23 protein-coding genes are annotated in these 24,082 nt (G+C 71.3%); 13 read left to right on the top strand and 10 right to left on the bottom strand.

The annotated features are described in order from the left end of the window. From ABXJ52_RS15050 to ABXJ52_RS15040, 3 genes are read right to left on the bottom strand one after another with little or no spacing between them, the layout of a single operon-like run. Positions 1–672: an ABC transporter permease gene (locus ABXJ52_RS15050; protein WP_367042650.1), complete on the bottom strand. Its 672-nt coding sequence runs from the start codon at positions 670–672 to the stop codon at positions 1–3. A gap of 1 nt (position 673) precedes the next feature. After that, positions 674–1,321 carry an ABC transporter permease gene (locus tag ABXJ52_RS15045; RefSeq protein ID WP_367042648.1) on the bottom strand — a complete coding sequence of 216 codons (648 nt, stop codon included), beginning with the start codon at positions 1,319–1,321 and terminating at the stop codon, positions 674–676. Then, complete coding sequence (locus ABXJ52_RS15040; protein WP_367042646.1) at positions 1,318–2,415, bottom strand: ABC transporter ATP-binding protein; 1,098 nt, start codon at positions 2,413–2,415, stop codon at positions 1,318–1,320. Before ABXJ52_RS15040 ends, ABXJ52_RS15045 begins: the two co-directional genes overlap by 4 nt. A 151-nt stretch (positions 2,416–2,566) precedes the next feature. Here ABXJ52_RS15040 and ABXJ52_RS15035 point away from each other — a divergent pair, with 151 nt between their 5' ends. Continuing rightward, on the top strand, positions 2,567–4,117 hold the full coding sequence (locus ABXJ52_RS15035; protein ID WP_367042644.1) for an aromatic amino acid ammonia-lyase: 1,551 nt from the start codon (positions 2,567–2,569) through the stop codon (positions 4,115–4,117). After that, a complete protein-coding gene (locus tag ABXJ52_RS15030) occupies positions 4,114–4,947 on the top strand; it encodes a MurR/RpiR family transcriptional regulator (protein ID WP_367042642.1) in 834 nt (277 codons plus the stop codon). Before ABXJ52_RS15035 ends, ABXJ52_RS15030 begins: the two co-directional genes overlap by 4 nt. 76 nt (positions 4,948–5,023) lie before the next feature. Here ABXJ52_RS15030 and ABXJ52_RS15025 read toward each other — a convergent pair whose 3' ends face one another. The 6 genes from ABXJ52_RS15025 to ABXJ52_RS15000 all read right to left on the bottom strand — a co-directional run bounded on the left by ABXJ52_RS15025 (position 5,024) and on the right by ABXJ52_RS15000 (position 10,409). Continuing rightward, positions 5,024–5,398, bottom strand: a complete 375-nt coding sequence (locus ABXJ52_RS15025) for a hypothetical protein (protein ID WP_367042640.1) — start codon at positions 5,396–5,398, stop codon at positions 5,024–5,026. A 75-nt stretch (positions 5,399–5,473) separates the two neighbouring features. Further along, positions 5,474–5,866 carry a roadblock/LC7 domain-containing protein gene (locus ABXJ52_RS15020; protein WP_363211634.1) on the bottom strand — a complete coding sequence of 131 codons (393 nt, stop codon included), beginning with the start codon at positions 5,864–5,866 and terminating at the stop codon, positions 5,474–5,476. Positions 5,867–5,960: 94 nt separating this feature from the next. Beyond that, a complete protein-coding gene (locus tag ABXJ52_RS15015; RefSeq protein WP_367042638.1) occupies positions 5,961–6,737 on the bottom strand; it encodes a transcriptional regulator in 777 nt (258 codons plus the stop codon). Positions 6,738–6,742: 5 nt separating this feature from the next. Next, a complete protein-coding gene (locus tag ABXJ52_RS15010) occupies positions 6,743–7,213 on the bottom strand; it encodes a hypothetical protein (protein ID WP_367042636.1) in 471 nt (156 codons plus the stop codon). Between the two features lie 263 nt (positions 7,214–7,476). After that, a complete protein-coding gene (locus ABXJ52_RS15005; protein WP_367042634.1) occupies positions 7,477–8,847 on the bottom strand; it encodes an APC family permease in 1,371 nt (456 codons plus the stop codon). Between the two features lie 80 nt (positions 8,848–8,927). Next, on the bottom strand, positions 8,928–10,409 hold the full coding sequence (locus ABXJ52_RS15000) for a diaminopimelate decarboxylase (protein WP_367042632.1): 1,482 nt from the start codon (positions 10,407–10,409) through the stop codon (positions 8,928–8,930). 150 nt (positions 10,410–10,559) lie between these two features. On the opposite strand from ABXJ52_RS15000, the gene hutU reads away from it, so the two are divergent. The 5 genes from hutU (at position 10,560) to ABXJ52_RS14975 (ending at position 16,978) form a co-directional block, all read left to right on the top strand. Then, positions 10,560–12,251: a urocanate hydratase gene (hutU, locus tag ABXJ52_RS14995; RefSeq protein ID WP_367042630.1), complete on the top strand. Its 1,692-nt coding sequence runs from the start codon at positions 10,560–10,562 to the stop codon at positions 12,249–12,251. A gap of 17 nt (positions 12,252–12,268) precedes the next feature. Next, positions 12,269–13,471 carry an allantoate amidohydrolase gene (locus ABXJ52_RS14990; RefSeq protein WP_367049070.1) on the top strand — a complete coding sequence of 401 codons (1,203 nt, stop codon included), beginning with the start codon at positions 12,269–12,271 and terminating at the stop codon, positions 13,469–13,471. Further along, positions 13,468–14,820: a formimidoylglutamate deiminase gene (locus ABXJ52_RS14985; RefSeq protein ID WP_367042628.1), complete on the top strand. Its 1,353-nt coding sequence runs from the start codon at positions 13,468–13,470 to the stop codon at positions 14,818–14,820. The genes ABXJ52_RS14990 and ABXJ52_RS14985 overlap by 4 nt, the downstream gene beginning before the upstream one ends. Positions 14,821–15,045: 225 nt before the next feature. Then, on the top strand, positions 15,046–16,221 hold the full coding sequence (gene hutI / locus ABXJ52_RS14980; RefSeq protein WP_367042626.1) for an imidazolonepropionase: 1,176 nt from the start codon (positions 15,046–15,048) through the stop codon (positions 16,219–16,221). Between the two features lie 31 nt (positions 16,222–16,252). Next, positions 16,253–16,978 (top strand): aspartate/glutamate racemase family protein, encoded by a 726-nt coding sequence (locus ABXJ52_RS14975; RefSeq protein WP_367042624.1) that lies wholly within the window; start codon positions 16,253–16,255, stop codon positions 16,976–16,978. Between the two features lie 97 nt (positions 16,979–17,075). Here the strand turns inward: ABXJ52_RS14975 and ABXJ52_RS14970 are convergent, their stop codons facing one another. Then, positions 17,076–18,065, bottom strand: coding sequence for an RNA polymerase sigma factor SigF (locus tag ABXJ52_RS14970; RefSeq protein WP_367049068.1), 990 nt, complete (start codon positions 18,063–18,065; stop codon positions 17,076–17,078). Positions 18,066–18,315: 250 nt separating this feature from the next. Here ABXJ52_RS14970 and ABXJ52_RS14965 point away from each other — a divergent pair, with 250 nt between their 5' ends. From ABXJ52_RS14965 to ABXJ52_RS14940, 6 genes are all read left to right on the top strand, one after another. Next, positions 18,316–18,684 carry an STAS domain-containing protein gene (locus ABXJ52_RS14965; RefSeq protein ID WP_367042622.1) on the top strand — a complete coding sequence of 123 codons (369 nt, stop codon included), beginning with the start codon at positions 18,316–18,318 and terminating at the stop codon, positions 18,682–18,684. A 276-nt stretch (positions 18,685–18,960) separates the two neighbouring features. After that, complete coding sequence (locus ABXJ52_RS14960) at positions 18,961–19,479, top strand: ATP-binding protein (protein WP_367042620.1); 519 nt, start codon at positions 18,961–18,963, stop codon at positions 19,477–19,479. Between the two features lie 191 nt (positions 19,480–19,670). Next, positions 19,671–20,408 carry an LPXTG cell wall anchor domain-containing protein gene (locus ABXJ52_RS14955; protein WP_367042619.1) on the top strand — a complete coding sequence of 246 codons (738 nt, stop codon included), beginning with the start codon at positions 19,671–19,673 and terminating at the stop codon, positions 20,406–20,408. A 95-nt stretch (positions 20,409–20,503) separates the two neighbouring features. Next, on the top strand, positions 20,504–21,484 hold the full coding sequence (locus ABXJ52_RS14950; RefSeq protein WP_367042617.1) for a DUF916 domain-containing protein: 981 nt from the start codon (positions 20,504–20,506) through the stop codon (positions 21,482–21,484). Further along, complete coding sequence (locus ABXJ52_RS14945; protein WP_367042614.1) at positions 21,481–22,677, top strand: hypothetical protein; 1,197 nt, start codon at positions 21,481–21,483, stop codon at positions 22,675–22,677. The genes ABXJ52_RS14950 and ABXJ52_RS14945 overlap by 4 nt, the downstream gene beginning before the upstream one ends. Beyond that, positions 22,677–24,038, top strand: coding sequence for a hypothetical protein (locus tag ABXJ52_RS14940; RefSeq protein WP_367049066.1), 1,362 nt, complete (start codon positions 22,677–22,679; stop codon positions 24,036–24,038). The genes ABXJ52_RS14945 and ABXJ52_RS14940 overlap by 1 nt, the downstream gene beginning before the upstream one ends. Positions 24,039–24,082: the final 44 nt, after the last annotated feature.

Below are 24,082 nucleotides of genomic sequence, written 5' to 3'. Positions count from 1 at the left end.
CTAGGCCGACTTGGCGGGGCGGTGGCGGAAGAGGGCGCGCTGCAGTGCGGAGAGCGCGAGATCGAGGACGACGGCGACGACCGCGACGAGCACGGCGCCGCCGAGCACCTGCACGAGGTCGCGCTGGGCGAGCCCGTCGAAGACGTACCGGCCGAGCCCGCCGAAGGAGACGTACGCGGCGATGGTGGCCGTCGCGACGACCTGGATGAGCGCGAGCCGCAGCCCGGTCATGATCAGCGGCATCGCGAGGGGCAGTTCGACCTGGAGGAGGACCTGGTACCAGCGCATGCCCTGGCCGCGTGCCGCGTCCCGCACCTCGGGATCGACGGCGGTCATCCCGGCGTAGGTGTTGGTGACGATGGAGGGGACGGCGAGCGCCACGAGGGCGATGTAGACGGGCCACATGGACAGGCCGCTGGCGAGGAACACCAGCACGACCAGGCCGACCGTGGGCAGCGCGCGCCCGAAGCTGGAGAGGTTGATGGCGACGAAGGCGCCGCGTCCGGTGTGCCCGATGAGCAGCCCGAGCGGCAACGCGATCGCGGCGGCGATCAGGGTCGCGAGCAGCGAGTACTGGAGGTGTTCCAGGAGGCGGTGCCCGATGCCGTCGGGGCCTGCCCACTGCTCGCCGCTGACCAGCCAGGCGCCGAGGTTCTTGAAGAGTTCGTACATGTCACGCGCTCCTCTTGCGGCGGGTCCAGGGAGTCAGGACGTACTGGAGGGTGACCAGCAGCGCGTCCGCGACGAGCGCGAGCAGCAGGGTCAGGACCACGCCGACGATGACGGGGGTGGGGAAGTTGCGCTGGAACCCGTCCGTGAAGAGCTGGCCGAGACCGCCGTCGCCGATGTAGGTCGCGACGGATACGAGGGAGATCGCCATGACCGTCGCGATCCGTACGCCCGCCATGATCACCGGGAGCGCGAGGGGGAGTTCGACGGTGAGCAGGGTGCGAAGGGGCCGGGTGCCCATGGCCTTCGCGGCTTCCTTCGTCTTGGCGGGTACGGAGTCCAGACCCTCGACGGTGTTCCGCAGGAGCACGACGAGTGTGTAGATCGTCAGACCGATGACGGTGGTGGTGCGGGTGAGCCCGCTGACCGGCAGGAGCAGCACGAAGATCGCGATGGACGGGATGGTGAACAGGACGTTCGACAGGCCGAGGAGCAGCCCGCGCAGGGGGCGCACGCGGTGGGCGATGACGGCCAGGGGGAGCGAGATGAGCAGGCCGAGGAGTACGGAGGTGAGGGCGGCCTGGAGGTGGGAGAGGGTGAGGGTGGTGAGGTCGTCGGTGTGGTCGGCTATCCACGACCAGTCAACGGTCATGAGTCAGCCTTGCTTGCGCCGACCGTGGCCGCGTCCACCGCGTCGGAGGCCGCGACCGCCGCGCTCGCGCCGGTGTGCACCTGCCCCGCGTGCTCGTGGATCTCGTCCCGTGATGTCACGCCCGTCAGGGTGCCCGTCGCGTCGACGCGGGCGACCAGGCCGCTGGGGGCGGCTATGGACTCGTTCAGTGCCGAGAGCAGCGAGTCCGCGTCCCGCAGGGGGCGTACGGGGACGTCCGCCGCGTCGCCGTCCTTGTGCCGCCAGGCAACCGGCGCCCCCGCCGCGTCCAGCCGCAGCGTCCACACGCCGCCCTCCGGGGCCGGGGCCTGCGGGACCTCCGCGATGGTCGTCAGGGAGAGCAGCTTCAGGCCGCGCTCCGCGCCCAGGAAGTCCGCGACGAAGTCGTCCGCGGGGCGGGCCAGGAGCTCGGCGGGGCTCGCGCACTGCACGAGGTGGCCGCCGGTGCGGAAGACGGCTATGCGGTCACCGAGCCGGACCGCCTCGTCGATGTCGTGCGTGACGAAGACGATGGTCTTGTTCAACTCCCGCTGGAGGCGCAGGAGTTCGTCCTGGAGCTGGGTGCGCACCACGGGGTCGACCGCGCCGAACGGCTCGTCCATCAGGAGCACCGGCGGGTCGGCGGCGAGCGCACGCGCCACGCCGACGCGCTGCTGCTGGCCGCCGGAGAGCTGGTGCGGGTAACGCTTCCCGGCGTCGGCGGTGAGGCCGACCGTCTCCAGGAGCTCCGCCGCCCGCGCCCGCGCCTTCCTGCGGCCCCAGCCGAGCAGCAGCGGCACGGTCGCGATGTTGTCCAGGACCGTGCGGTGCGGGAAGAGTCCGGACTGCTGGATCACGTAACCGATGGAGCGGCGCAGCTCGGCGGCGTCCTGCTCCAGGACGTCCTTGCCGCCGACCTTGATCGTCCCGGAGGTCGGATCGACCATGCGGTTGATCATGCGGAGCGTCGTCGTCTTGCCGCAACCGGAAGATCCGACGAGGACGGTCACGCCCCCTTCCGGCATCTCGAGGGTCAGGTCGTGGACCGCGGTCGTGCCGTTCGGGAAGCGCTTGTGGACCGTATCGAATTGGATCATGAGGAGTCCCTTGCCCGGCTGTATATCGTCATGCAGAGTTCTCGTTGACTGAATAGATTGTCAATAGCTTGTCCACGCCCCGGCATAAATCACTGGCAACGAGTGGTCGCAGGGCAAGACGGAGCGCCCGGTTGAGGAGGAATGACGAGTGATGTCGTCTCGTATCGCGGACAGGGCACCTGCCAGGGCGACCGACGCCAGTGACTCGGTCGTCGTCCTGGACGGCCGGGGACTGATGGTCGCAGATGTCGTACGTATGGCCGAATCCACCGCAAAGCCCGTACCCGGAACGGACGGCATGAAGCGGGTGGAGCTCTCATGGAACGCCGCCCGCGAGATCGCCTCCTGGGGCCGCGTCTACGGCCGCTCCACCGGCGTCGGCGCCAACCGGAACGAGTCCGTGCCCACCGAGGCGGCCTCCGACCACGGTCTGCGGCTGCTGCGCAGCCACGCCGGGGCGATCGGTGAGGAGCTGCCCGCGCGGCAGGTGCGCGCGATGCTCGCGGTCCGCGCCAACCAACTGCTCGCGGGCGGCGCGGGGCTGCGCCCGACCGTCGTCACGGCGCTCTGCGAGGCCCTGGAGACGGGCGCCTACCCCCAGGTCAACGAATTCGGCTCGGTCGGCACGGGCGACATCGCCGCGCTCGCGCAGATGGGCCTCGCCCTCGCGGGTGAGCACCCCTGGCAGGGGGCGGGGGCGGCCCCCGACCCGCAACCCCTCGACAACAACGACGCCCTCGCCCTGATCAGCAGCAACGCCCTCACCCTCGGCCAGTCCGCGCTCGCCCTGCACGAGCTGCGCGGCCTGATCGCGGCGACGCAGGTGGTGGCGGCGCTGACCCTGATGGCGGTCGACGGCTCGTACGAGGCGTACGCGCTGCCCGTGCACGAGGCGCGGCGGCACGCGGGTTCGTACATGGTCGCCGAGCGCATGCGGCTCCTCCTCGGCGCGCCCGACCGCCCCACGCCGCCGCTCGGCCGGATCCAGGACCCGTACGGCCTGCGCTGCGTGCCGCAGATCCATGGGCCCGCGCACGACGCGGCGGACGCCCTGGAGGACGTGCTCACGGTGGAGATCAACGCGGCCGCGGAGAATCCGCTGATCTCGGCGGACGACATGGCGGCGTACCACCACGGCGGCTTCTACCTGGCCCAACTCGCCCTGTCCCTCGACCACTTCAGGCTCGCGGTGAGCCAGGCGGCGCGCCTGTCGACGTCCCGCCTCTCCACGCTGAACGAACCGGGCTTCACCCGCCTGCGCCCCTTCCTCGCGGACGGCGAACCGGCGTCGTCGGGTGTGATGATCCTGGAGTACGCGGCCGGCGCGGCCCTCGGCGACCTGCGGGCCTTCTCCGCCCCCGCGTCCCTCGGCCACGCCGTGCTCTCCCGCGGTGTCGAGGAGCAGGCCAGCTTCGCCTCGCTCGCGGCGCGCCAGACGCTGCGGGCGTGCGAGGCGTACCGCCTGGTGGTCGGCTGTGAACTGGTCGCGGCGGTGCGGGCGTTGAGGCAGCGGGACATGCGCCTTGACCCCGACCTGCCGGTGGGCCGGGCCTTCGAACTGGCCGACGCGGTCCTGGACGCGGAGCTGGCCGACCGGCCGTTGACGGATGATGTGACGGCGGCGGCCGGGCTGCTCGACCGGTTCACGGAGCTGTGGTCAAACCTGGGTGAGAGTCAGGGCGTTGTGAGGGGAACGGTATGAGTGACAGTCCTGCGGCGCGGCTGCAAGTGCTCTTCGAGGGGCACCGCCTCACGCCCACGCAGCGGCGCATCGCGCACTGCATGGTGCGGCGGGCGGCGGACGTCCCCTTCCTCTCCAGCGTCGAACTGGCGGATCTCGCCGGGGTGAGCCAGCCGTCGGTGACCCGTTTCGCGGTGGCGCTCGGCTTCGACGGATATCCGGCGCTGCGCAGGCACCTGCGGGAGCTCGCGCCCGCGGAGGCGGCGGGCGAGGCGTCCCTGAACGAGTACCAGCAGGCGGTCGAGGCGGAGATCGCGAACCTGCGGCACCTGGCGGAGGTGCTCGCCGACCCGGCTCCGGTGGAGCGCGCCGGGCGGCTCCTCGCCTCCTCGCGCCTGCTCCCCGTGCTCGGCCTGCGGGCCGCCGCGTCGCAGGCGTACGGCTTCTCGTACTTCGCTGCGAAGGTCCACCCCGACGTACGGCTCCTCGACGAGGGCGGCACGATGCTGGCCGACCGGATCGACGCGGCGGTCCGTGCGGGAGCCTCGGCCCTCCTGTGCTTCGCGCTGCCGCGCCACCCCCGGGAGGTGGTGGACGCGCTCGCCTACGCGCAGGGGGCGGGCCTCTCGGTGGTCACGGTGGCGGACTCGGCGTTCGCCCCCGTGGCGGCGCACTCCGACCTCCTCCTCCCGGCGGCGGTGGGAACGGGCCTGGCCTTCGACACGGCCTGCGCCCCGATGCTGCTGGGCCGCGTCCTGCTGGAGGCGATGTGCGACGGACTGCCGGACGCGCAGGCGCGGTTGGAGGAGTTCGACGCGGGGGCGGCTGCGCGGGGGCTCTTCGTGGAGTGAGAGGGACGGACGCACGGTGGACCGGGCCCGCGGGCCCGGTCCACCCCTTCCTCGGTCCGGTCTCAGACGTCCGGTCTCAGACGTCCAGGTTCGCCTCGATGCGTTTGAGCTGGTGCCTGGCCATGGCCAGGTTGGAGCGGTCCTTGTCCAGGGCCACGTAGAGGAACAGGCCGTTGTTGTTGCGGCCCTTGATCAGCCGGATCAGATGGCACTGGCTGCCGAGCGAGATCAGGATGTCCTCGATCTCGTCCTTGAGGTTGAGGAGTTCCATCGTGCGCAGCTTGGCGCGCACGACGTCGGTGTTGCCGGCCGCGGCGACGGCCAGGTCGAGGTCCTTGCCGCCGCCGATGGTGCCCAGGGCCATGCCGCTCGTGTAGTCGACCAGGGCGGCGCCGATGACTCCCTCGATCGAGGTGGTGACTTCCTTGAGCGATGTCTCTGTGTTGGCCATGGATTTCGCACTTCCTTTCCGTCTGCTGGGCGTACGCGGTGAAGGGGATGACGAAGGTGTGGTGGGGGACATGGGTCAGGTTTCCTCCGCTCGTTCGACGGCGGCGTCGACCAGCTCTCCGATGAGCACGCTGGAACGGCGGCCCTCCAGGTGCAGCCGGCCCACGTTGACGCGGGACTCGGCGAGCAGCGTGAGCACGGCGGACGACCCGGCCGTGTACGTCGCCACATAGCCGCCCTCGCCACGGATGAGCAGTTCGCGGAAGCCGCCCTGATGCGTCGCGTCGGAGAGGCGCAGGGCCACTCCCAGCGCCGCGGCGGTGAGCGCGCAGAGACCCTCCGGCTCGACGTCCGGCGCGTCCTGCGCCAGCACGAAGCCGTCCACGCTGGCCGTCAGGGCGCCCTTGAGCTGAGGGATCCTGGTCCGCAGCCGTTTCAGTTCGACGAGTACGTCGGCCTCGGCAGCCATCAGCTCTCTCCTCCCTGCGCGCTTCCAGAGCGCGAAAAGCTTCATGGGCACGGGCGCCAAGTCCCTTGAACGGCCGTCGAGTTCACGGACTGGTTCACAGACTGGCCTCCAGCGCGTCGCGGACCCGGCGCAACAGGGCGACGTCCGGCTCCGCGAGGTCCTCGTGGGCCGGGGCGGGGAGCGTCGGCGTCAGCGGGGCCCGGTCGGGTGTCCGCGGAGGTTCCACGAGACCCGCGGCGGCGAGCCGCCTGACCTCGATCAGGATGTGGAAGGACGGCCGGCCGAGCGCCCAGGCGATGGCCGTCGGCGTACGGACGCCGTCGGCAAGGCGCAGCAGCGCGTCCTGCCGCCCGGTGACCGTCTGACCGGCCGCGGGCGGGCGCGCCACGACGGGAGAGGTGTCCAGGTCGGGGCAGGGCCAGACGCTGTCCAGGAGTGCCCTGCGCCGCCGGGTCTCCCGCTCCACGGCCTCGGCCGCCACCGGGCGCACGCGGCCGAGCCAGTGCGCGACGCCGTACCGGAACCGGGTGGGTCCGCTCGCCGGGCCGAGGACGAAGAACGCGGCGTCGAACAGCGCCCCGATGTGGCAGACCTCCAGCTCGCCCGCGGTGACCCGGCCGCTGTCGATCAGCTGCCTCCCCACCTCGTTGCGGGTCCCCGCCAGTGAGAGAGCCTCCTGCCAGCCCTGCGGTGGCAGCTTCCCGCCGGCCGTGAGCAGGACGTCTATGCCCGGTGCCGCGGGGCTCTCCGCGTGCACGACGCGACCGTCGACGAGATAGAGGGCGCCCTGGTCACGCAGGAGCGCTCCGGTCGCCCGCTCGGCGGCGAGCCGCATCAGCATGGGCGAGGTGGCGGGCGCGGTGATGCTCATGGCGCTCACACCAGCACCAGGCGCTCGGAGAGGTCGCGCAGCCGCATGCGGGCGAGCGCGAGGTTGCCGGTGCGCCGGTCGAGCCAGAGGTAGAGGAAGACGCTGCTGTCGAAGGTCGTCTCGACGAAGCGGATCAGATGGAACCCGGTCCGCGTGGTGAGCATGAGGTCCTCGACGGGGAGCCCTTTGCGGTCGTCCCGCTCCGGGTTCGGCTCCGAGTCCGGCCTCTCGTCCCGCTCCGAGTCCCGCTCCGAGTCCCGCTCCGTGTCCAGTTCGTCGTCCCTGGGCGCGAACGCCTGGTACTCCGCCGCGGAGCGCGCCACCTCCGCGGTCTCGGCGGCGGTCGCCTCGTGGTCGCCGCCGGGTGGATCGCCGACCGAACCGAGCGCGAGTCCGCTGGTCCAGTCGACGATCGCCGCACCGCGCGCACCGGGCAGTGCCATGGCTTCGAGCAGACACTCGTCGATTCCGGGCACGCGGCTCCCCTTCCCCAGGGTTGAACCGGGTGGCCCCTACCACCCGACCGGGGGCTCACCGCCGCCCGGTGTGAGGAAGGTACGCAGAAGTCGTGGAGATTCTCGGGAAATGGGCAATTTCCAGAGGAACATGCCAGAGCTCGACGGGATCAGTGCGAGGCGGGATCAGGCTGGGCCTGATCCTGACCGGAAGTTTCCGCGTGGCGACCGGTTCGTGGCGGCGACCGGTTCGTGTCCGCTGTGTCCGCCGGGTCCGCCTCCTGTCACTCCTCGCCGCGCGCCTTGAGTACCACCTTGTTCACGCCCCACAGTCCGATCCCGATCGCGATCAGCACCCCCGCACGGATGTAGACCTCCGCGGGCCGGTCCGCCAGTGGGCTCGCCAGGATCAGGGCGGTGATCGCGCCGAGCACCGGCAACACCGTCGGCGTACGGAAGTGCTCGTGCTCCACCCGTTCCCTGCGCAGGACGAGGACCGCCACGTTGACCACCGCGAACACGCACAGGAGCAGGAACGCCGTGGTGTCACCGAGGCCCTCGATCTCGCCCGTCGACACCAGACCGATGGCCAGGAGCGAGACGAAGACGATGCCCACGACCGGCGTGCGGCGGCGGGACAGGACCCGGCCCATCGCGCGCGGCAGGATGCGCTCGTTGGCCATGCCGTAACAGAGCCGCGAGGCCATCATGATGTTGATCAGCGCCGAGTTGGTGACCGCGAACAGGGCGATCAGGGCGAAGAGTTTGTGCGGGAAATCGACGCCGCCCGCCTTCACGACCTCCAGGAGCGGTCCGCTCGATCCCGCGAGGACCTTGTAGTCCACGAGCAGCGACGACACCAGCGCCACCAGGACGTAGATCGTGCCCGTCACCGCGACGCCGATGAAGATGGCCCGCGGGAACGTGCGCGTCGGATCCTTCGTCTCCTCGGCCATGTTCACCGAGTCCTCGAAGCCGACGAACGCGAAGAAACCGAGCGCGGTCGCGCCGAGAACACCCGTCATCAGGGCGAAGCCCGTGCCGTCGCCGCCCGTCTCGAAGTCCGTCAGACGGGACGGGTCGCCGTCCCCGCTCAGGACCGCGTAGGCCCCGATCGCGAGGATGATCGCGAGGCCCGTCAGCTCGACGAGGGTGAGGACGACGTTCGTCTTCACCGATTCCGAGACGCCCCGCAGGTTCAGCGCCGCGAGCGCGAGGATGAAGAGGATCGCGATCAGCGTCGGCGGGAGCGCGTCACTCGTCAGCTCGCTCAGGTAGTCGCCGCTGAAGGCGCGCGCCGCCGCGCTCGCCGACGAGAGCCCGGACGCCATCACCATGAACGCGACGATGAAGGTGAGGAAGGGGACCTTGAAGGCCTTCTGCGTGTAGAGGGCGGCGCCCGCCGCCTTCGGATACTTGCCGACCAGCTCGACGTACGACGCCGCCGTCAGGATCGCCACGACGAAGCCGATCGCGAACGGCAGCCACAGCGCGCCGCCGACCTTTCCCGCGACGTTGCCGGTGGTGGCGTAGATGCCGGTGCCGAGGATGTCGCCGATCACGAAGAGGATCAGGAGCTTGGGGCCGATCGCGCGGTGCAGCGCGGGTTCTTCGGCCGGTGGTGGAGTGCTGTTGGCGGTGTCGGATGTTGTCACAGGATCTTCTCCCCCGAGAGAGCTTGCCCGGAGGGAGGGTCTGCCCCGGAAGGGCCGTGGCATGCGGGAGTTGAGCAACCTCAGAGGTCGCGCAGCGCGTCCCGCCGCCCGCCCCCGGACTCGGCGACGATCTCCTGAAGGGTCTGCGGCTCGCGCACCGTGGCGAAGGTGAGGTCTTGGCCTGCGCCCGCGGCGAAGCCGTAGATCCCGGGCCTGGCAAGGCTGTTGTACGAGTAGTGGTGCGCGAAGTAGTAGGCGCCCGTGTCGAGCACCGCCGCGTAGTCGCCCTGTTCGAGCAGCGGCAGCGGACGGTTCTCGGCGAGCAGGTCGCCCGCGAAGCAGGCCGGACCCGCGATGTCCTGGCCCACGGGCGCGCCGCTCTTGGGGCGCCCCTTCGCGTCGTACGCGGCGATCCGCAGCGGCCAGGACGCGGGCGCGTAGACCGTGCGCGCCGCCACCTGGACGCCCGCGTGCGTCACCGCGACGGGGCGGTCGCCGGCCGATTTGGCGTATTCGACACGGGCCAGGATGGTGCCGTGCTTGGCGAGCAGTGAGCGGCCGAACTCGGTGACCAGGCCGTAGCGCCCGTCGAGCAGCCCCGGCACACGGGACTTGAGGCGGCGCGCGTACTGCGCGTGGGTCGGACTCTCCTCGTCCGAGCCGAAGTTGACGGGCAGGCCGCCGCCGATGTCGATGGTGTCGATCTGCTGCCTGCCGGCCCGTTCGTTGATCTCCTCGGCCAGTTCGTACGTCGCCGAGACGCCCCGCACCATCATGTCGAGCGGCATGCCCTGCGACCCGGAGTGGGCGTGCAGACGAGTCAGCCACGGACGGTCGAGGTAGGCCTGGACGACCCATTCGCGAGCGCCCTCGTCGAGCAGCGCGACGCCGAACTTGGAGGTGGCCGTCGCGGTGGAGAGGGCGCCGATGGAGCCGCCGCCGATCTGCGGGTTCACGCGCAGGCCGATGGGGGAGGTGCTGGGCGCCGACCGCGTCATCGCGTCGATGCGGGAGAGCTCCTGCGGGTTGTCGGCGTTGACGGCGATGCCGAGTGCGAGCGCCTCGCGCAGCTCCGCGGGGGTCTTCGCGGGCGAGTCGAGGACGGTGTGCGCGGGCGGCACACCCGCGGCCCGCGCGAGGGCCAGCTCGCCGGGGCTGGCCACCTCGGCGCCGATGCCCGCGTCACGGAGCAGGCGCAGGACCGGGACCAGGGGCGATGCCTTCACCGCGAAGGCGTGCAGGACGGGTGTGCCGGGCGGCGTCACCGCCTCGAACGCGGCGCGCAGGGTGGCGGCGGCGGCCCGGATGCCGGTGACGTCCAGGAGGCCGACGATGGGGGACGCGGGGTCGACGAGGCCCTGCTCCACGGCGGCGCGGACGGCCTGGTCGCGCCGGGCGGCCCGATGCGCGGACGCCTCCGCGGATGCCTGCCGGCCCGCCCCGGGAAGCTCCACGGTCTCCGCGGACGGCTCTACGGTCCCTGCGGACGGCTCTGCGTTCTCCGCCGACGGCTCTACGGCCCCCGCGGACAGCTCTGCGGTCTCCGCGCCTTGATCGCTCATGTGTTCAAGCCAATCATCCGCGACGCGGCACCGCTGCCCCGTCAACGTATTGACTAGCTCTATTCAACGCCGCAGGATGTGAATAACAAGGTCACAGCAGCGCACCACGAGCAGACCGCAAGCAGAGCTTTTCGCGAGGAGGCAATCGCCATGTCAGGACCCCGCCCCGTACGGGCACCGCGCGGCAGTGAACTGAGCGCCCTGGGATGGCAGCAGGAAGCCGCCCTCCGCATGCTCCAGAACAACCTCGACCCCGAGGTCGCCGAGCACCCCGACAAGCTCGTCGTCTACGGCGGCACCGGCAAGGCGGCCCGCGACTGGCGCTCCTTCGACGCGATGGTGCGCACGCTGAAGACCCTCAAGCAGGACGAGACGATGCTCGTCCAGTCCGGCCGCCCGGTCGGCGTCATGCAGACCCACGAGTGGGCGCCGCGCGTCCTGATCGCCAACTCGAACCTCGTGGGCGACTGGGCGAACTGGGAGGAGTTCCGGCGCCTGGAGCAGCTCGGCCTCACCATGTACGGGCAGATGACCGCGGGCTCCTGGATCTACATCGGCACGCAGGGCATCCTCCAGGGCACGTACGAGACGTTCGCCGCGGTCGCCGCCAAGAAGTTCAACGGCACCCTCGCGGGCACGATCACCCTCACCGCCGGGCTCGGCGGCATGGGCGGCGCCCAGCCGCTCGCCGTCACCATGAACGACGGCGTCGCCATCTGTATCGACGTCGACCCGCGCGCCATCGAACGCCGCATCGAGCACCGCTACCTGGACGTGAAGGCCGACTCCCTGGAGCACGCGCTCCAGTTGGCGGTGGAGGCCCGCGACGCGCGCAGGCCCCTCTCCATCGGCCTGCTCGGCAACGCGGCGGACCTCCTGCCGCGCATGCTCGCCGAGGGCGCCCCGATCGACATCGTCACGGACCAGACCTCGGCCCACGACCCGCTCGCGTACCTCCCCACCGGCGTCGACTTCGACGACATGGCGTCGTACGCGGTCAAGGACCCGGCGGGCTTCACGACCCGCGCCCGTGAGTCGATGGCCCGGCACGTCGAGGCGATGGTCGGCTTCATGGACGCGGGCGCGGAGGTCTTCGACTACGGAAACTCGATCCGTGGTGAGGCCCAACTGGCGGGCTACGACCGCGCGTTCGCCTTCCCCGGCTTCGTCCCCGCCTACATCCGCCCCCTCTTCTGCGAGGGCAAGGGCCCGTTCCGCTGGGCGGCGCTCTCCGGCGAGGCATCGGACATCCACAAGACCGACAAGGCGCTCCTCGACCTCTTCCCGGAGAACGAGTCCCTGCTCCGCTGGATCAAGATGGCGGGGGAGCGCGTCCATTTCCAGGGCCTCCCGGCGCGCATCTGCTGGCTCGGCCAGGGCGAGCGCGACAAGGCCGGCGACATGTTCAACGACATGGTCGGCAACGGCACCCTCGCCGCCCCCCTCGCCATCGGCCGCGACCACCTCGACTGCGGTTCCGTCGCATCGCCGTACCGCGAGACGGAGGCCATGCTCGACGGATCCGACGCGATCGCCGACTGGCCGCTCCTGAACGCCATGGTGAACGTCGCTTCGGGCGCGTCCTGGGTCTCCATCCACCACGGCGGCGGCGTCGGCATGGGCCGCTCCATCCACGCGGGCCAGGTCTCGGTCGCCGACGGCACGCAGCTGGCCGGCGAGAAGATCCGCCGCGTCCTGACCAACGACCCCGGGATGGGCGTCATCCGGCACGTGGACGCGGGGTACGACATCGCGGAGTCGGTGGCGGACGAGAAGGGCGTACGGGTTCCGATGCGCGAGGGCGACGAGGCCGGCCAGAGCAGCGAGGGTGACCAGGCGTGAGCGACACGTTCCACGCCATGTGGCGTTCGCTGCGGCCCATCGGCCGCAGCGACGCCTCCGGTGGCTACCGCCGCTTCGCCTGGACCGGCGTCGACGCCGAGTGCCGCCTCTGGTTCCAGGCGCAGGCGGAGGCGCGCGGCCTCGACTACGAGGTCGACCGCAACGGCAACCAGTGGGCCTGGCTGGGCGATCCGTCCCGCGGCGACGCGGTCGTCACCGGCTCGCACCTGGACTCCGTACCGGACGGCGGTGCCTTCGACGGCCCGCTCGGGGTGGTCTCCGCCTTCGCGGCACTGGACGAACTCCGGTCCAGGAAGGTCGCGTTCACGCGCCCCCTCGCCATCACCAACTTCGGCGACGAGGAGGGCGCCCGCTTCGGCCTGGCCTGCGTGGGCTCACGCCTGACCGCGGGCAAGCTGACCGTCGAGGCGGCCCAACGGCTGACGGACGCCGACGGAGTCACGCTGCCGCAGGCGATGGAGGCAGCCGGTTACGACCCTGAGTCGATCGGCCCCGACCCCGAACGCCTCGCCCGCGTCGGCGCGTTCGTCGAGCTCCACGTGGAGCAGGGCCGCGCCCTCGACCTCTCCGGCGACCCCGTGGGCATCGCGTCCGCCATCTGGCCGCACGGCCGCTGGCGCTTCGACTTCAGGGGTGAGGCCAACCACGCGGGCACCACACGCCTGGTGGACCGCAGGGACCCGATGCTGACGTACGCGGAGACGGTGCTCGCGGCCCGCAGAGAAGCCGAACTCGCGGGCGCGGTGGCCACGTTCGGCAAGATCTCGGTCGAGCCGAACGGCGTCAACGCCATCCCGTCCCTGGTGCGCGGCTGGCTCGACTCCCGGGCGGCCGACCAGTCCACCCTCGACACGGTCGTGACGGGCATCGAGAAGGCGGCCCGTGAGTACGCGGACCGGCACGGCATCGACCTCGACGTCGTACGCGAGTCCTTCACGCCCGTGGTCGAGTTCGAGCACGCCCTGCGGGACGAACTGGGCACGATCCTCGGCGGCGCCACGGACCGGAGCATTCCCGTCCTGGGCACGGGCGCGGGACACGACGCGGGTATTTTGTCCGAGTCGATCCCCACCGCCATGCTGTTCGTACGCAACCCCACGGGCGTCTCGCACTCCCCGGCCGAGTTCGCCGCCGAGGACGACTGCGTGGCCGGGGTGACCGCACTGGCCGACGTACTGGAAGGGCTGGCGTGCCGATGACGACTCGGACGTACTGGCTTGAGCATGCCTGGCTCGACCCGACGGTGGAGCCGGGCGTGGCGGTGGAGGTCACGGGCGAGCGCATCACCGCCGTCCGCAGGGACGTCGGGGCGCCCCCGCCCGGCGCGACGGTGCTGCGCGGCCTGACGCTCCCCGGCCTGGCGAACGCCCACAGCCACGCCTTCCACCGGGCCCTGCGCGGCACGGTCCAGGTCGGCTCCGGGACGTTCTGGACGTGGCGCGAGGTCATGTACTCGGTGGCGGACCGCCTGACGCCCGAGACGTACCACGCGCTGGCCCGCGCGGTGTACGCGGAGATGGCCCTGGCGGGCATCACCGCGGTGGGCGAGTTCCACTACCTGCACCACGGGCCGGGCGGTGTCGCCTACGCCGACCCCAACGCGATGGGCGAGGCGCTGATCGAGGCGGCGTCGGACGCGGGCATCCGCATCACGCTCCTCGACACGGCGTACGTGGCGTCGGGGCTGCTCTCGGAGACACGGGGCGAGCCCCCGAACCGCCACCAGCTGCGCTTCTCCGACGGCACGACTCAGGCGTGGGCGGAGCGGGCATCGGCCCTCAAGGACCGCGGCCACGCCCGGGTCGGCGCGGCGATCCACTCCGTACGGGCGGTGCCTGCGCGGCAGTTGGGAGTCGTCGCGGAATGGGCCGCGGCCCGCCGGGCCCCCCTCCACGTGCATCTCTCCGAGCAGACGGCGGAGAACGAGGCGTGCCAGGCGGTGCACGGCCGCACGCCGACACAGCTCCTGGCGGACCACGGAGTGCTGGGCCCCCGCACGACGGGCGTGCACAACACGCACCTCACGGACGCCGACATCGCGCTCCTCGGCCGGTCATCCTCCGGCACGTGCATGTGCCCCACGACGGAGCGCGACCTGGCGGACGGCATCGGCCCGGCGGTCCGCCTCCAGCAGGCGGGCAGCCCGCTCTCCCTGGGCAGCGACAGCCACGCGGTCATCGACCTCCTCGAAGAGGCGCGGGCCATGGAGCTGAACGAGCGCCTGCGCTCGCACACGCGGGGCCACTGGACGGCGGCGGCGCTGCTGCGGGCGGCCTCGGTGGACGGGCACGCGGCGCTGGGGTGGGGCGAGGCGGGAGTGATCGAGCCCGGGGCGCTCGCCGACTTCGCGACGATCGCCCTGGACTCGGTCCGCACGGCGGGCCCGCTGCCGCGCCTTGCGGCGGAGACGGCGGTCTTCGCGGCGACGGCCGCGGATGTGCGGGACACGGTGGTGGGGGGCCGCCATGTCGTACGGGACGGGGTCCACGCCCTGGTCGACGATGTGCCGGGGGCGTTGGGGGAGGCGGTGGCGGCGCTACGAGACTGAGCGGGGCGGCGGGGCCGCCGGGGCGGAACCTGGCCCATGCCCCCCCGGCAGCCTCGCCCGCCCCGAACGAGCCTCTCCCACCCACCCGCCCGATTGCCCCGGAGCTGGCCATTTTCAGCCCGTCCGGCGTTTGAGGACGAACTCGGCGGAGCCGGTGATGACGGCCACCAAGGCTCTCGCGCCGGAGCGAGTTGTTGCCCGAACCCCAGCCATAACGGAGCCCCCATGCCCACCACCCTCATCACCAACATCGCCAGCCTCGTGACGAACGACCCCTCCCAAGGGGACGGAAGCCCCCTGGGCCTCCTCACGGACGCGGCCGTCGTCCTGGACGGCGAGACCATCGCCTGGGTGGGCCCGGCCGCCAAGGCCCCCGCGGCGGACGAGACCCACGACGCAAAGGGCCACGCGGCCATCCCCGGCTTCGTCGACTCCCACTCCCACCTCGTCTTCGCGGGCGACCGCACCCAGGAGTTCAACGCCCGCATGTCGGGCCGCGCCTACTCCGCGGGAGGCATCCGCACCACGGTGGCCGCCACCCGCGCCGCCACCGACGCCACGCTCGAAGCGAACCTCACCCACTACCTCCGCGAGGCCCTGCGCCAGGGCACCACCACCTTCGAGACGAAGTCGGGCTACGGCCTCAACACGGAGGACGAGGCCCGAGCCCTCCGCATCGCGGCCCGCCACACCGACGAAGTCACGTACATGGGCGCCCACATCGTCTCCCCGGACTACGCCGACGACCCGGCGGCGTACGTAGACCTGGTCACGGGCCCCATGCTGGAGGCCTGCGCCCCGCACGCCCGCTGGATCGACGTCTTCTGCGAGAAGGGCGCCTTCGACGGCGACCAGGCCCGCGCGATCCTCACGGCGGGCAAGGCCAAGGGCCTGCATCCCCGCATCCACGCGAACCAGCTCTCGTACGGCCCCGGAGTACAGCTCGCCGTAGAACTGGACGCGGCATCGGCGGACCACTGCACGCACCTCACGGACGAGGACGTCGACGCCCTCGCCAACAGCGACACGGTGGCGACCCTCCTCCCCGGCGCGGAGTTCTCCACCCGAGCCGAGTGGCCGGACGCCCGCCGCATCCTGGACGCGGGCGCGACGGTCGCCCTCTCCACGGACTGCAACCCGGGCAGCTCCTTCACGTCCTCCGTGCCCTTCTGCATCGCCCTGGCGGTACGGGACATGGGCATGACCCCCGACGAGGCCATCTGGTCCGCGACAGCGGGCGGCGCGGCAGCCCTGCGCCGCACGGACATCGGCACAATCCGCGAGGGAGCCCGCGCCGACCTGGCCTTCCTGAACGCCCCGAGCCACGTCCACCTGGCCTACCGCCCGGGAGTCCCGCTGGTCAGCGAGGTCTGGCAGCGGGGTGTTCCGCTGCCCGCCTGAAGGCCCCCGCCCGGTACGGCATCCTGGCCCCATGAAGACCATCGGCCTCATCGGCGGCATGAGTTGGGAATCGAGTGCCGAGTACTACCGGCTGCTCAACGAGCTCGTGCGGGAGCGGCTCGGGGGGCTGCACTCCGCGCGGTGCGTGTTGTACTCCGTCGACTTCGCCGAGATCGAGCGGCTCCAGGTCGCGGGGGAGTGGGAGCAGGCGGGGGACGTGCTGGTGAGGGCTGCCGAGGGGGTTGAGGCTGCCGGGGCCGATCTCGTGTTGATCTGCACCAACACCATGCACAAGGTCGCAGAGCAGGTTCAGGAGGCTCTCTCCGTGCCTCTCCTGCACCTGGCGGACGCCACCGCCGACGCGGTGCTGCGGGGCGGTCTGCGGCGCGTGGGGCTGCTCGGGACCGCTTTCACCATGGAGCAGGACTTCTACCGGGAGCGGCTGGCCGCCCGGGGGCTCGACGTGCTCGTGCCGGACGCGGGAGGGCGCGCGTTCGTGCACCAGGTGATCTACGAGGAGTTGTGCCTCGGGGTGGTGCGTGAGGAGTCTCGCGCTGGGTACCAGAGGGTCATCGGTGATCTCGTACGGGAAGGAGCCGACGGCGTGATCCTCGGCTGTACCGAGATCGAGCTGCTCATCGGGCAGGAGCACAGCCCGGTGCCGGTCTTCCCGACGACGCGGCTGCACGCGGAGGCGGCCGTCTCGGCGGCACTCCAGGGGCTCCACGGGCTACAGGGGTTGCAGGCTTCAGGGTGAGGGGTCCAGGGGGCGAGAGACAGAACACCGGACGGGCTCTGTAGCGAGCCCGTCCGGTGGTCGGGGACAGGAGGACAGCGAGGTCAACCGGCCGGGGTTACTCGTCGACAGTCAGCCCCTTGCGGAGCTTGACGAGCGTGCGCGACAGCAGCCGCGAGACATGCATCTGCGAGATGCCCAGCTCATCGCCTATCTCCGACTGCGTCATGTTGGCGACGAAGCGGAGCGAGAGGATCTTCCGGTCGCGCGGCGGCAGTTCGGCGATCAGCGGCTTCAACGACTCGACGTACTCGATGCCTTCGAGTCCGTGGTCCTCGTAGCCGATGCGGTCCGCGAGCGCGCCCTCGGAGTCGTCCTCCTCGGGCTGGGCGTCCAGCGAGCTGGCCGTGTAGGCGTTGGACGCCGCCATGCCTTCGACGACCTCGTCGTTGGAGATGCCCAGGCGCTCGGCGAGCTCGCCCACCGTGGGGGCGCGATCGAACTGCTGGGCGAGTTCGTCGCCCGCCTTGGCGAGGTCCAGCCGGAGTTCCTGAAGGCGGCGCGGAACACGCACCGACCAACTCGTGTCGCGGAAGAAGCGCTTGATCTCGCCGACGATGGTCGGCATCGCGAAGGTGGGGAACTCGACGCCTCGGCTCAGCTCGAAGCGGTCGATCGCCTTGATCAGGCCGATCGTGCCGACCTGGATGATGTCCTCCATGGGCTCGCTGCGGGAGCGGAACCGGGAGGCGGCGAACTTGACCAGGGCGAGGTTGAGTTCGACCAGGGTGTTGCGGACGTACGCGTACTCGTGGGTGCCTTCCTCGAGGGACTCGAGGCGTTCGAAGAGGGTCTTGGAAAGAGCCCTCGCGTCCAGCGGGCCCACCTCGTCGAACGGCGGGATCTCGGGCAGGTCGGAAAGCGCCTCGAAGGCGTCCGTCTCCGCCACGGTCTCCGCGGTCTCCACGGTGTCCGCCACGGCCGTCAGGGCCGGGATGTCCACCGGCGATGCTTCCGTGCGGGGACCGGGGATCTCGGGCTCGGTACGGTGAGGTGAGAGTGTCGACGTCGCTCGGTCAGTGCGCGATTCGTCGAGCCGGGGTGACATGGTGTCCTCCATCGTTCTCGGCATATGGCTGCCGATGCCAATACGTGCACTGCGGTGTGCGGCGCCTCCAAAGCCGTCCGTGTTGATTACTGTCTCTTCTACCCCTACCCGTTTCCACAGCCCGGTCGCAAGTGCGTTCTGCAGTGAAATGTCCGTTTCCGGGCGGATGTTCGGGTACCCGAGGGCGTGTGGAAGGCGTAATGTTCAGGGGCGTCATCAACAGCCACGACGGTCGGAAGTGAGACACGTAATGGACCGCGGGACAGTCGGTAGCGCGCATCGGGGCCGGCTTCTGGTCGAAGTCCGGGCCGAGGGCCCGAGCGTCGTCGTGACTCCGGTGGGTGAGTTGGATCACCACACCGCCGATTTGTTGCGTGAACCACTCGAGGCCTGCCTCGACGACGGCTTCTCGCGGCTGGTCGTCGACTGTTCGCGTCTGGAGTTCATGGACTCCACCGGACTCAATGTCCTACTGGGGGCCCGGCTCAAGGCCGAGGCCGCGGGAGGTGGGGTGCATCTTGCAGGGATGCTGCCGGTGGTGGCCCGGGTCTTCGAGATCACCGGGGCCGAGGCGGTCTTCACCGTCCACGAGACGCTCGCGGAGGCGCTGGCCGACTGACCCGGGGGCCCGCTGACGGAGCGTGCTCAAGAGTTACGCGTCAGTTGCCTCTGTGTGATCATAGCGTTACCAGCGTCACACGGGTCGCGTCGAACAAGTGGGTGTTCTCACGGTTCGTCCGGGCAGGAGACACCCTGGATGCGTAGACAGCGCCCCGCGAACAGACGTTGCCAAATCAACAGCAGGAACGGCCGAGCAGCCGATGATCCCTATTGGAGCCCCGCTACTTGTCCAGTTCCTTGTCCAGAGTCCTCTTGTCGGTGAGGTGAAGCGCTGATGAGCACCACCCGGCCTTGCTCGCCGGGCGACCGCGGCCCGGAGTACGAGGCCGTCGTCGCGGCCGCTCCCGCGGACCAGGCCGCCTCAGCGGCGACCGGCCGTCAGGGGCGCCAGGTCCGCAGGCTGAGCCTGAACGGCGCCAGTGGCATCGTTCCCCTCGCCCGGGACTTCGCACGCCAGGCGCTGCAGGCGTGGGGCTGGTTGCCCGCGGCGGGCGCGGACCAGCGCGCGGCGGCGGAGGACGTCCTCCTCGTCGTGTCCGAGCTGGTGACCAACGCCTGCCTGCACGCCGAGGGCCCCGACGAGCTCTGGATCTCCACCGACAGCAAGGTGCTGCGGATCGAGGTGTCCGACCGCGGCCCCGGTCAGCCAGCGCCCCGCACCCCGCACCGCGCCGGCCGGCCCGGCGGGCACGGGATGTTCATAGTCCAGCGGCTCTGCCTGGACTGGGGGGTCGTCCGCACCCCGGGAGTGGCGGGCAAGACGGTGTGGGCCGAGCTGAGCGCGCCCGTGTAGGGCCCGCTCGGCCTCCGCTCAGTTCCCCCTTGGGTTACCCACGGTTCGTATACGCGCCGGATCACTGAAGATCCGGCGCGTTCTTTGTCTTCCCTCGGCAAGGCCCCGGGCGTACCTTGAGCGCCCAATCTGATGTGCCGTCAGTAAATCCGCACCGCGGCACGCCACGACCGGCATGAGGGGAACTCGAGGTGTCGTACCAGAAACGTAGGGCCGCGCTCGCGCTTGCCACGGCCTTGGCCGGCGGCTCGGCGGTGCTGATGGCCGCCCCCGCCGCGCAGGCCGAGGTCCAGGACGTCAACTACCAGTGCAAGACGCCCATCGGGAACAAAGGCGCGGTCTCGCCGATCGATATCAAGAGCGTGAAGAGCGGCAGCGGCTACAAGCTCACCATGTCCTTCCAGAAGGGCGTCTCCTCAAGCCCGGTGGAGCTGGGCAAGGGTGCGATGAAGCCGAGCGCGCTCATCAAGCTGGGCGGCGCGGAGAGCGGCACGGTGCCGGTCTCCGGAGCGCCCAACGACAAGGCGATCCCGGCCAACACCCCCATCAAGATCAGCGATCTGTCGGGGACGTACACGCCGAAGAAGAGCGGCAAGGTCACCTTCACCGCGGGTGTCCTCACCATCAAGGCGCTCGGTACGACGACGACGTGCACGCCGTCCAACAGCCCCAAGCCCTCGCTCTCGCTGGACGTGAAGGGCTCGGGCGGCGGTGGCTCCACGGACGGCGGCTCCGGCGGAGGCGGATCGAGTGACGACGGCGGCTCCGGCGGCTCGGCCAGCGCCCCCTCCGGCGGCGAGGAGCTCCCCCAGACGGGCCCCGCGGACTCCGCCATCGCGCTCGGCACCCTCGGCGGCACGGTGCTGCTCGCGGGCGCGGCCGGCGCGCTCTGGCTGACCCGCAGGAACCAGGCGGCCCGGTCGCGCTAGGCGCGGTGCGCGGCGTCGCGGGGACGCGGTGACCGCGCGCGCCCGTCCCGACCGCCGCGTACGACGCCCAGCGTACGAAGATCCAGGAGCCGCCGATGCCGTCGCTGCTGTCCGTTGCCCGTGCTCTCGCCGTGGCCGTGGCCTTACTGGTGACGGGCGTGGCGCCGGCGACTCCGGTGTTCGCCGACGACTCCGGAGCGTGGACGCTCGCGCCCTCCGCGGGAGGAGGGACGCGGCCGGCGAAGGACGGGCGGCCCTACTTCTACGTGGAGGGCACGCCCGGCTCCGTCCTGGAGGACACGGTGACGGTCACCAACCCGGGGTCGAAGCCGCGCACGGTGGAGCTGAGCGGCGCCGACGCGGACAACACCGAGGGCGGGGCGTTCTCGCTGGAGCGGGGCAGGCCGAAGGACACCGGCTCCTGGATCACGTTCGCGCGCAGCAAGGTGAAGGTGCCGCCGCGCACCCGCGCCGAGGTGCCGTTCAGCGTGAGCATCCCCGAGAGCGCGGTGCCCGGCGACCACCCCGGGGCGGTCGTCGCGCGGGAGGGCGGCCGGGACGCCGGGGTCCGCGTGCATCTGCGGGTGAGCGGCCCGACGCTGTCCGCGCTCACGGTCGAGCGCGTGCGGGCCGATGACGGACGCATCTCGTACGACGTCGTCAACCGCGGCAACACCGTCCTGACCCCCAAGCTCACGGTCCACGCCGAGGGTCTCTTCGGCCCGCTGCTCGACCGGGGCCCCCGCACGCTCCCGGTGGAGCTCCTGCCGGGCCGCAGGGTCACCCTGACGGAACCGTGGACGGACGCCCCCGCGCTCGACTCCGTCGAGGTCACGCTCACGGTGACGGCGGCGGGCGGAGCCCACGGCAAGGCGACGGCGTCGGCACGCTTCGTGCCGTGGGGAGCGGTGGCCGGGGCGGGCGCGGGGGTGCTCGGTCTCGTGGCGGCGGGCGTCTGGTTCGTACGCGGACGCAAGCGCGCGGACGGGGGCCCGGCACCGGACGAGGAACCCGAACCGAGCGTTACGGGACCGGAGTTGGCGGGAGTGGGGACGGCAAAGGGAGAGCAGCTGTGAACGGCAACCCGTTGTGGGAACTCAAGCGGTACATCGCCGCGACCGCCGTGCTGGCGGCACTGGCCTTCGCGCTGCTCCCGGCGGCGGGGGCCACGGCCGCCGACAAGCCGACGGTGACTCTCTCCAAGGCCGAGGCGGGCAAGGGCGGTGACATCACCGTCAAGGGCGCGGGGTGGCGCAAGAACGCCCTGCTGATGATGCTGGTCTGCGGTCAGGCCACCCCGGGCAAGGGGGTGCCGGGCGGCACGAACTCCTGCGCCAACGACACCGGCCGTGCCGTCACCACGGACGGCAAGGGCGCCTTCAGCAAGAAACTCCCGGTGGCCGAGCCCCCCAAGCCCTGCCCCTGTGTGGTCCACGTGGCCACCGTCACGGGGGAGAAGGCGCAGGCGGACGCCGCATTCAAGGTCGCGGGTCATCCCGTGAAGCCCCTGACCGAGCAGCAGGGCGGCGGGAAGCTCTCCGTCCTCACCGACACCCGGCTCGAAGGCTCCAGCGGCGTACTGACCTGGTTCGGCGCCCCGCCGTCCCGCAAGTTCGTCTTCACCGTGGGCAACGTCGGCTCGGCCCCGGTCAAGGACCCCGTCTTCCAAGTCGGCACCTCCCACGGCGTGTTCGCCCCGCAGTGGGAGGAACAGCAGTGGCGGGGCACCATCGCCCCCGGCAAGAAGGCCCAGATCAAGCTCCCGGTCGAGCTCTCAGCCGGAGCGCACGGCGACTACCTCGTCTCCCTGAGGTTCGGCGGCAAGGTGCTCGCCGAACAGCCCTGGGGCGTCGGCCGCCCGTGGGGCGTGACCGTCTTCTGGATCCTGCTCTGCGTCGTCGTGCCCGCGGCCGTCTTCCGCATCGGCATGGCGGTGGTGGACAGGCTCCGTCCGAACCGCCGCCGGGGCGGCGGCCGCGGCTCCCGTCCCGCGGGGCGTCACCGTACCGGCAGGATCGCCGAACTCACCGACCGCATCCCGAAGTTGCGGCTGCCCCAGGGGGCGGTCGCGGCGGACGAGGCGGCCCGTACGCCCCGTACGAAGCCGTCCCGCGAGACCGGTGGGCCGTCCGGCAAGGACACCGCCACGAACACGGGCACCCTCCCGTGGTTCACCCCTGACACAGACCCCGGCGCCGGGACCGCACCCGCCGCCGGACAGCTCTCCGCACCGTCAGAGAACAGCCCGACGACGAAGGGAAACACGTGATCAGCACACGACGGAGAGCGGGCGCGGCCTCGGTCTCGCTGCTGCTCGGCGGGGCGGGCATCCTGCTGGGCGCGGGCCCCGCGCAGGCGGCCGAGGTGGCGTACAAGACGGAGTGCATACCGCCGCCGATCTCGGGTCTGCCACCCGTGCAGGGCACCACGAAGGTGGAGATCACCGCGCCGGCCACCGCGAAGGTGGGCGACGAGGTCGAGGTCGTATGGAAGACCACGGAGGCCGCGTCCAAGAACCCGGACATCCTCGACCTGGACAAGGACACGGTGAAGCCGACCGGCACGATCAAGCTGGGCGGCGGCCAGAGTGGTGACCTGGCGGTGGCGGGCGAGCGCGTGAACCCGCCGATCAAGAAGAACAGCCCGATGATCCTGTCCGACATGAAGGCCAAGCTGAAGCTGACCAAGGCGGGCGACGTCACGCTCACCCCGGGCGCGTACAACATCAACGTCAGCAAGCCGATGTCGACCGACACCAAGTGCACGCCCAAGGAAGAGGTCAAGGCGGGCGCGACCATCAAGGTGACGGAGGGCGGCGGCAGTTCGGGCGGCACGGCCTCGGGCGGCGGCACGTCCGGTGGCAGTACGTCGGGCGGTTCCGCGTCCGGCGGGGACACCGGCGGCGGTGACACGGGCGGTGGCGACACGGGCGGTGACACCGGCGGCGGCTCCACCGGTGGCGGTGGCGACGACGGCGGCAAGACCGACTTCCCCGGCAAGGAAGTCCAGACCCCGTACAAGTGCAAGACGCCCATCGGCGACAAGGACGCCACGTCCCCCGTCCAGATCAACGCCAAGAAGGAGGGCGGGAATTACGGCCTCACCGTCGAGTTCAAGAAGTCCGTCATGGACAGCCCCGCCGACATCCCCGCGGACTCTGTGAAGCCGTCCATGGAGGTCAAGCTGGGCGGCGCGGACAAGGGCACGGTGCACGTCGAGGGGCCCACCAACAAGGAGCCCATCAAGTCCGGCGACCCGATGACCATCCCTGACCTGACCGGCACGTACAAGCCGGGCGCCGACGGCAAGTCGACGCTCTCGCCGGGTGTCCTCACGGTCAAGGCGCTGGGTACGACGACGACGTGCACGCCGTCCAAGGCGGAGGTCTCCCTGGAGATCGACACGGCGGCTCAGCCTGGCGGCGCGGCCGGCGGTTCGGGATCTGCCGGGGGCTCCGGTTCCGCCGGGGGTTCCGCCGCGGGTGCCGCGGGCGGTGGCGGTGACCTCGCGGAGACCGGCGCGGACGACAACGGGGCGTTGCGGGCGCTAGGGCTCGTCGCGGGCACGGTGATCCTGCTGGGCGGCGCGGTGTTCACGTTCCTCCCGAGGCGGAGGAACGGCCTGCACTGAGGCCCCGCCAGGGGCGCGGGGAACTGCGCGAGCGGCCCAGGGCG

This window comes from Streptomyces sp. Je 1-332 (genome assembly GCF_040730185.1).
Lineage (GTDB): Bacteria > Actinomycetota > Actinomycetes > Streptomycetales > Streptomycetaceae > Streptomyces.
This window is presented reverse-complemented; position numbering and strand designations above follow the sequence as displayed.

Coding starts and splice junctions, on each gene's coding strand:
- ABXJ52_RS15015 (WP_367042638.1), bottom strand. CDS start 6,737: ATGAGCATCACCGCGCCCGCCACCTCGCCCATGCTGATGCGGCTCGCC.
- hutI (WP_367042626.1), top strand. CDS start 15,046: ATGCCCACCACCCTCATCACCAACATCGCCAGCCTCGTGACGAACGAC.
- ABXJ52_RS15020 (WP_363211634.1), bottom strand. CDS start 5,866: ATGGCTGCCGAGGCCGACGTACTCGTCGAACTGAAACGGCTGCGGACC.
- ABXJ52_RS15035 (WP_367042644.1), top strand. CDS start 2,567: ATGTCGTCTCGTATCGCGGACAGGGCACCTGCCAGGGCGACCGACGCC.
- ABXJ52_RS15040 (WP_367042646.1), bottom strand. CDS start 2,415: ATGATCCAATTCGATACGGTCCACAAGCGCTTCCCGAACGGCACGACC.
- ABXJ52_RS14970 (WP_367049068.1), bottom strand. CDS start 18,065: ATGTCACCCCGGCTCGACGAATCGCGCACTGACCGAGCGACGTCGACA.
- ABXJ52_RS14965 (WP_367042622.1), top strand. CDS start 18,316: ATGGACCGCGGGACAGTCGGTAGCGCGCATCGGGGCCGGCTTCTGGTC.
- ABXJ52_RS15025 (WP_367042640.1), bottom strand. CDS start 5,398: ATGGCCAACACAGAGACATCGCTCAAGGAAGTCACCACCTCGATCGAG.
- ABXJ52_RS14985 (WP_367042628.1), top strand. CDS start 13,468: ATGACGACTCGGACGTACTGGCTTGAGCATGCCTGGCTCGACCCGACG.
- ABXJ52_RS15030 (WP_367042642.1), top strand. CDS start 4,114: ATGAGTGACAGTCCTGCGGCGCGGCTGCAAGTGCTCTTCGAGGGGCAC.
- ABXJ52_RS14990 (WP_367049070.1), top strand. CDS start 12,269: ATGTGGCGTTCGCTGCGGCCCATCGGCCGCAGCGACGCCTCCGGTGGC.
- hutU (WP_367042630.1), top strand. CDS start 10,560: ATGTCAGGACCCCGCCCCGTACGGGCACCGCGCGGCAGTGAACTGAGC.
- ABXJ52_RS15050 (WP_367042650.1), bottom strand. CDS start 672: ATGTACGAACTCTTCAAGAACCTCGGCGCCTGGCTGGTCAGCGGCGAG.
- ABXJ52_RS14950 (WP_367042617.1), top strand. CDS start 20,504: ATGCCGTCGCTGCTGTCCGTTGCCCGTGCTCTCGCCGTGGCCGTGGCC.
- ABXJ52_RS14960 (WP_367042620.1), top strand. CDS start 18,961: ATGAGCACCACCCGGCCTTGCTCGCCGGGCGACCGCGGCCCGGAGTAC.
- ABXJ52_RS14975 (WP_367042624.1), top strand. CDS start 16,253: ATGAAGACCATCGGCCTCATCGGCGGCATGAGTTGGGAATCGAGTGCC.
- ABXJ52_RS15045 (WP_367042648.1), bottom strand. CDS start 1,321: ATGACCGTTGACTGGTCGTGGATAGCCGACCACACCGACGACCTCACC.
- ABXJ52_RS15000 (WP_367042632.1), bottom strand. CDS start 10,409: ATGAGCGATCAAGGCGCGGAGACCGCAGAGCTGTCCGCGGGGGCCGTA.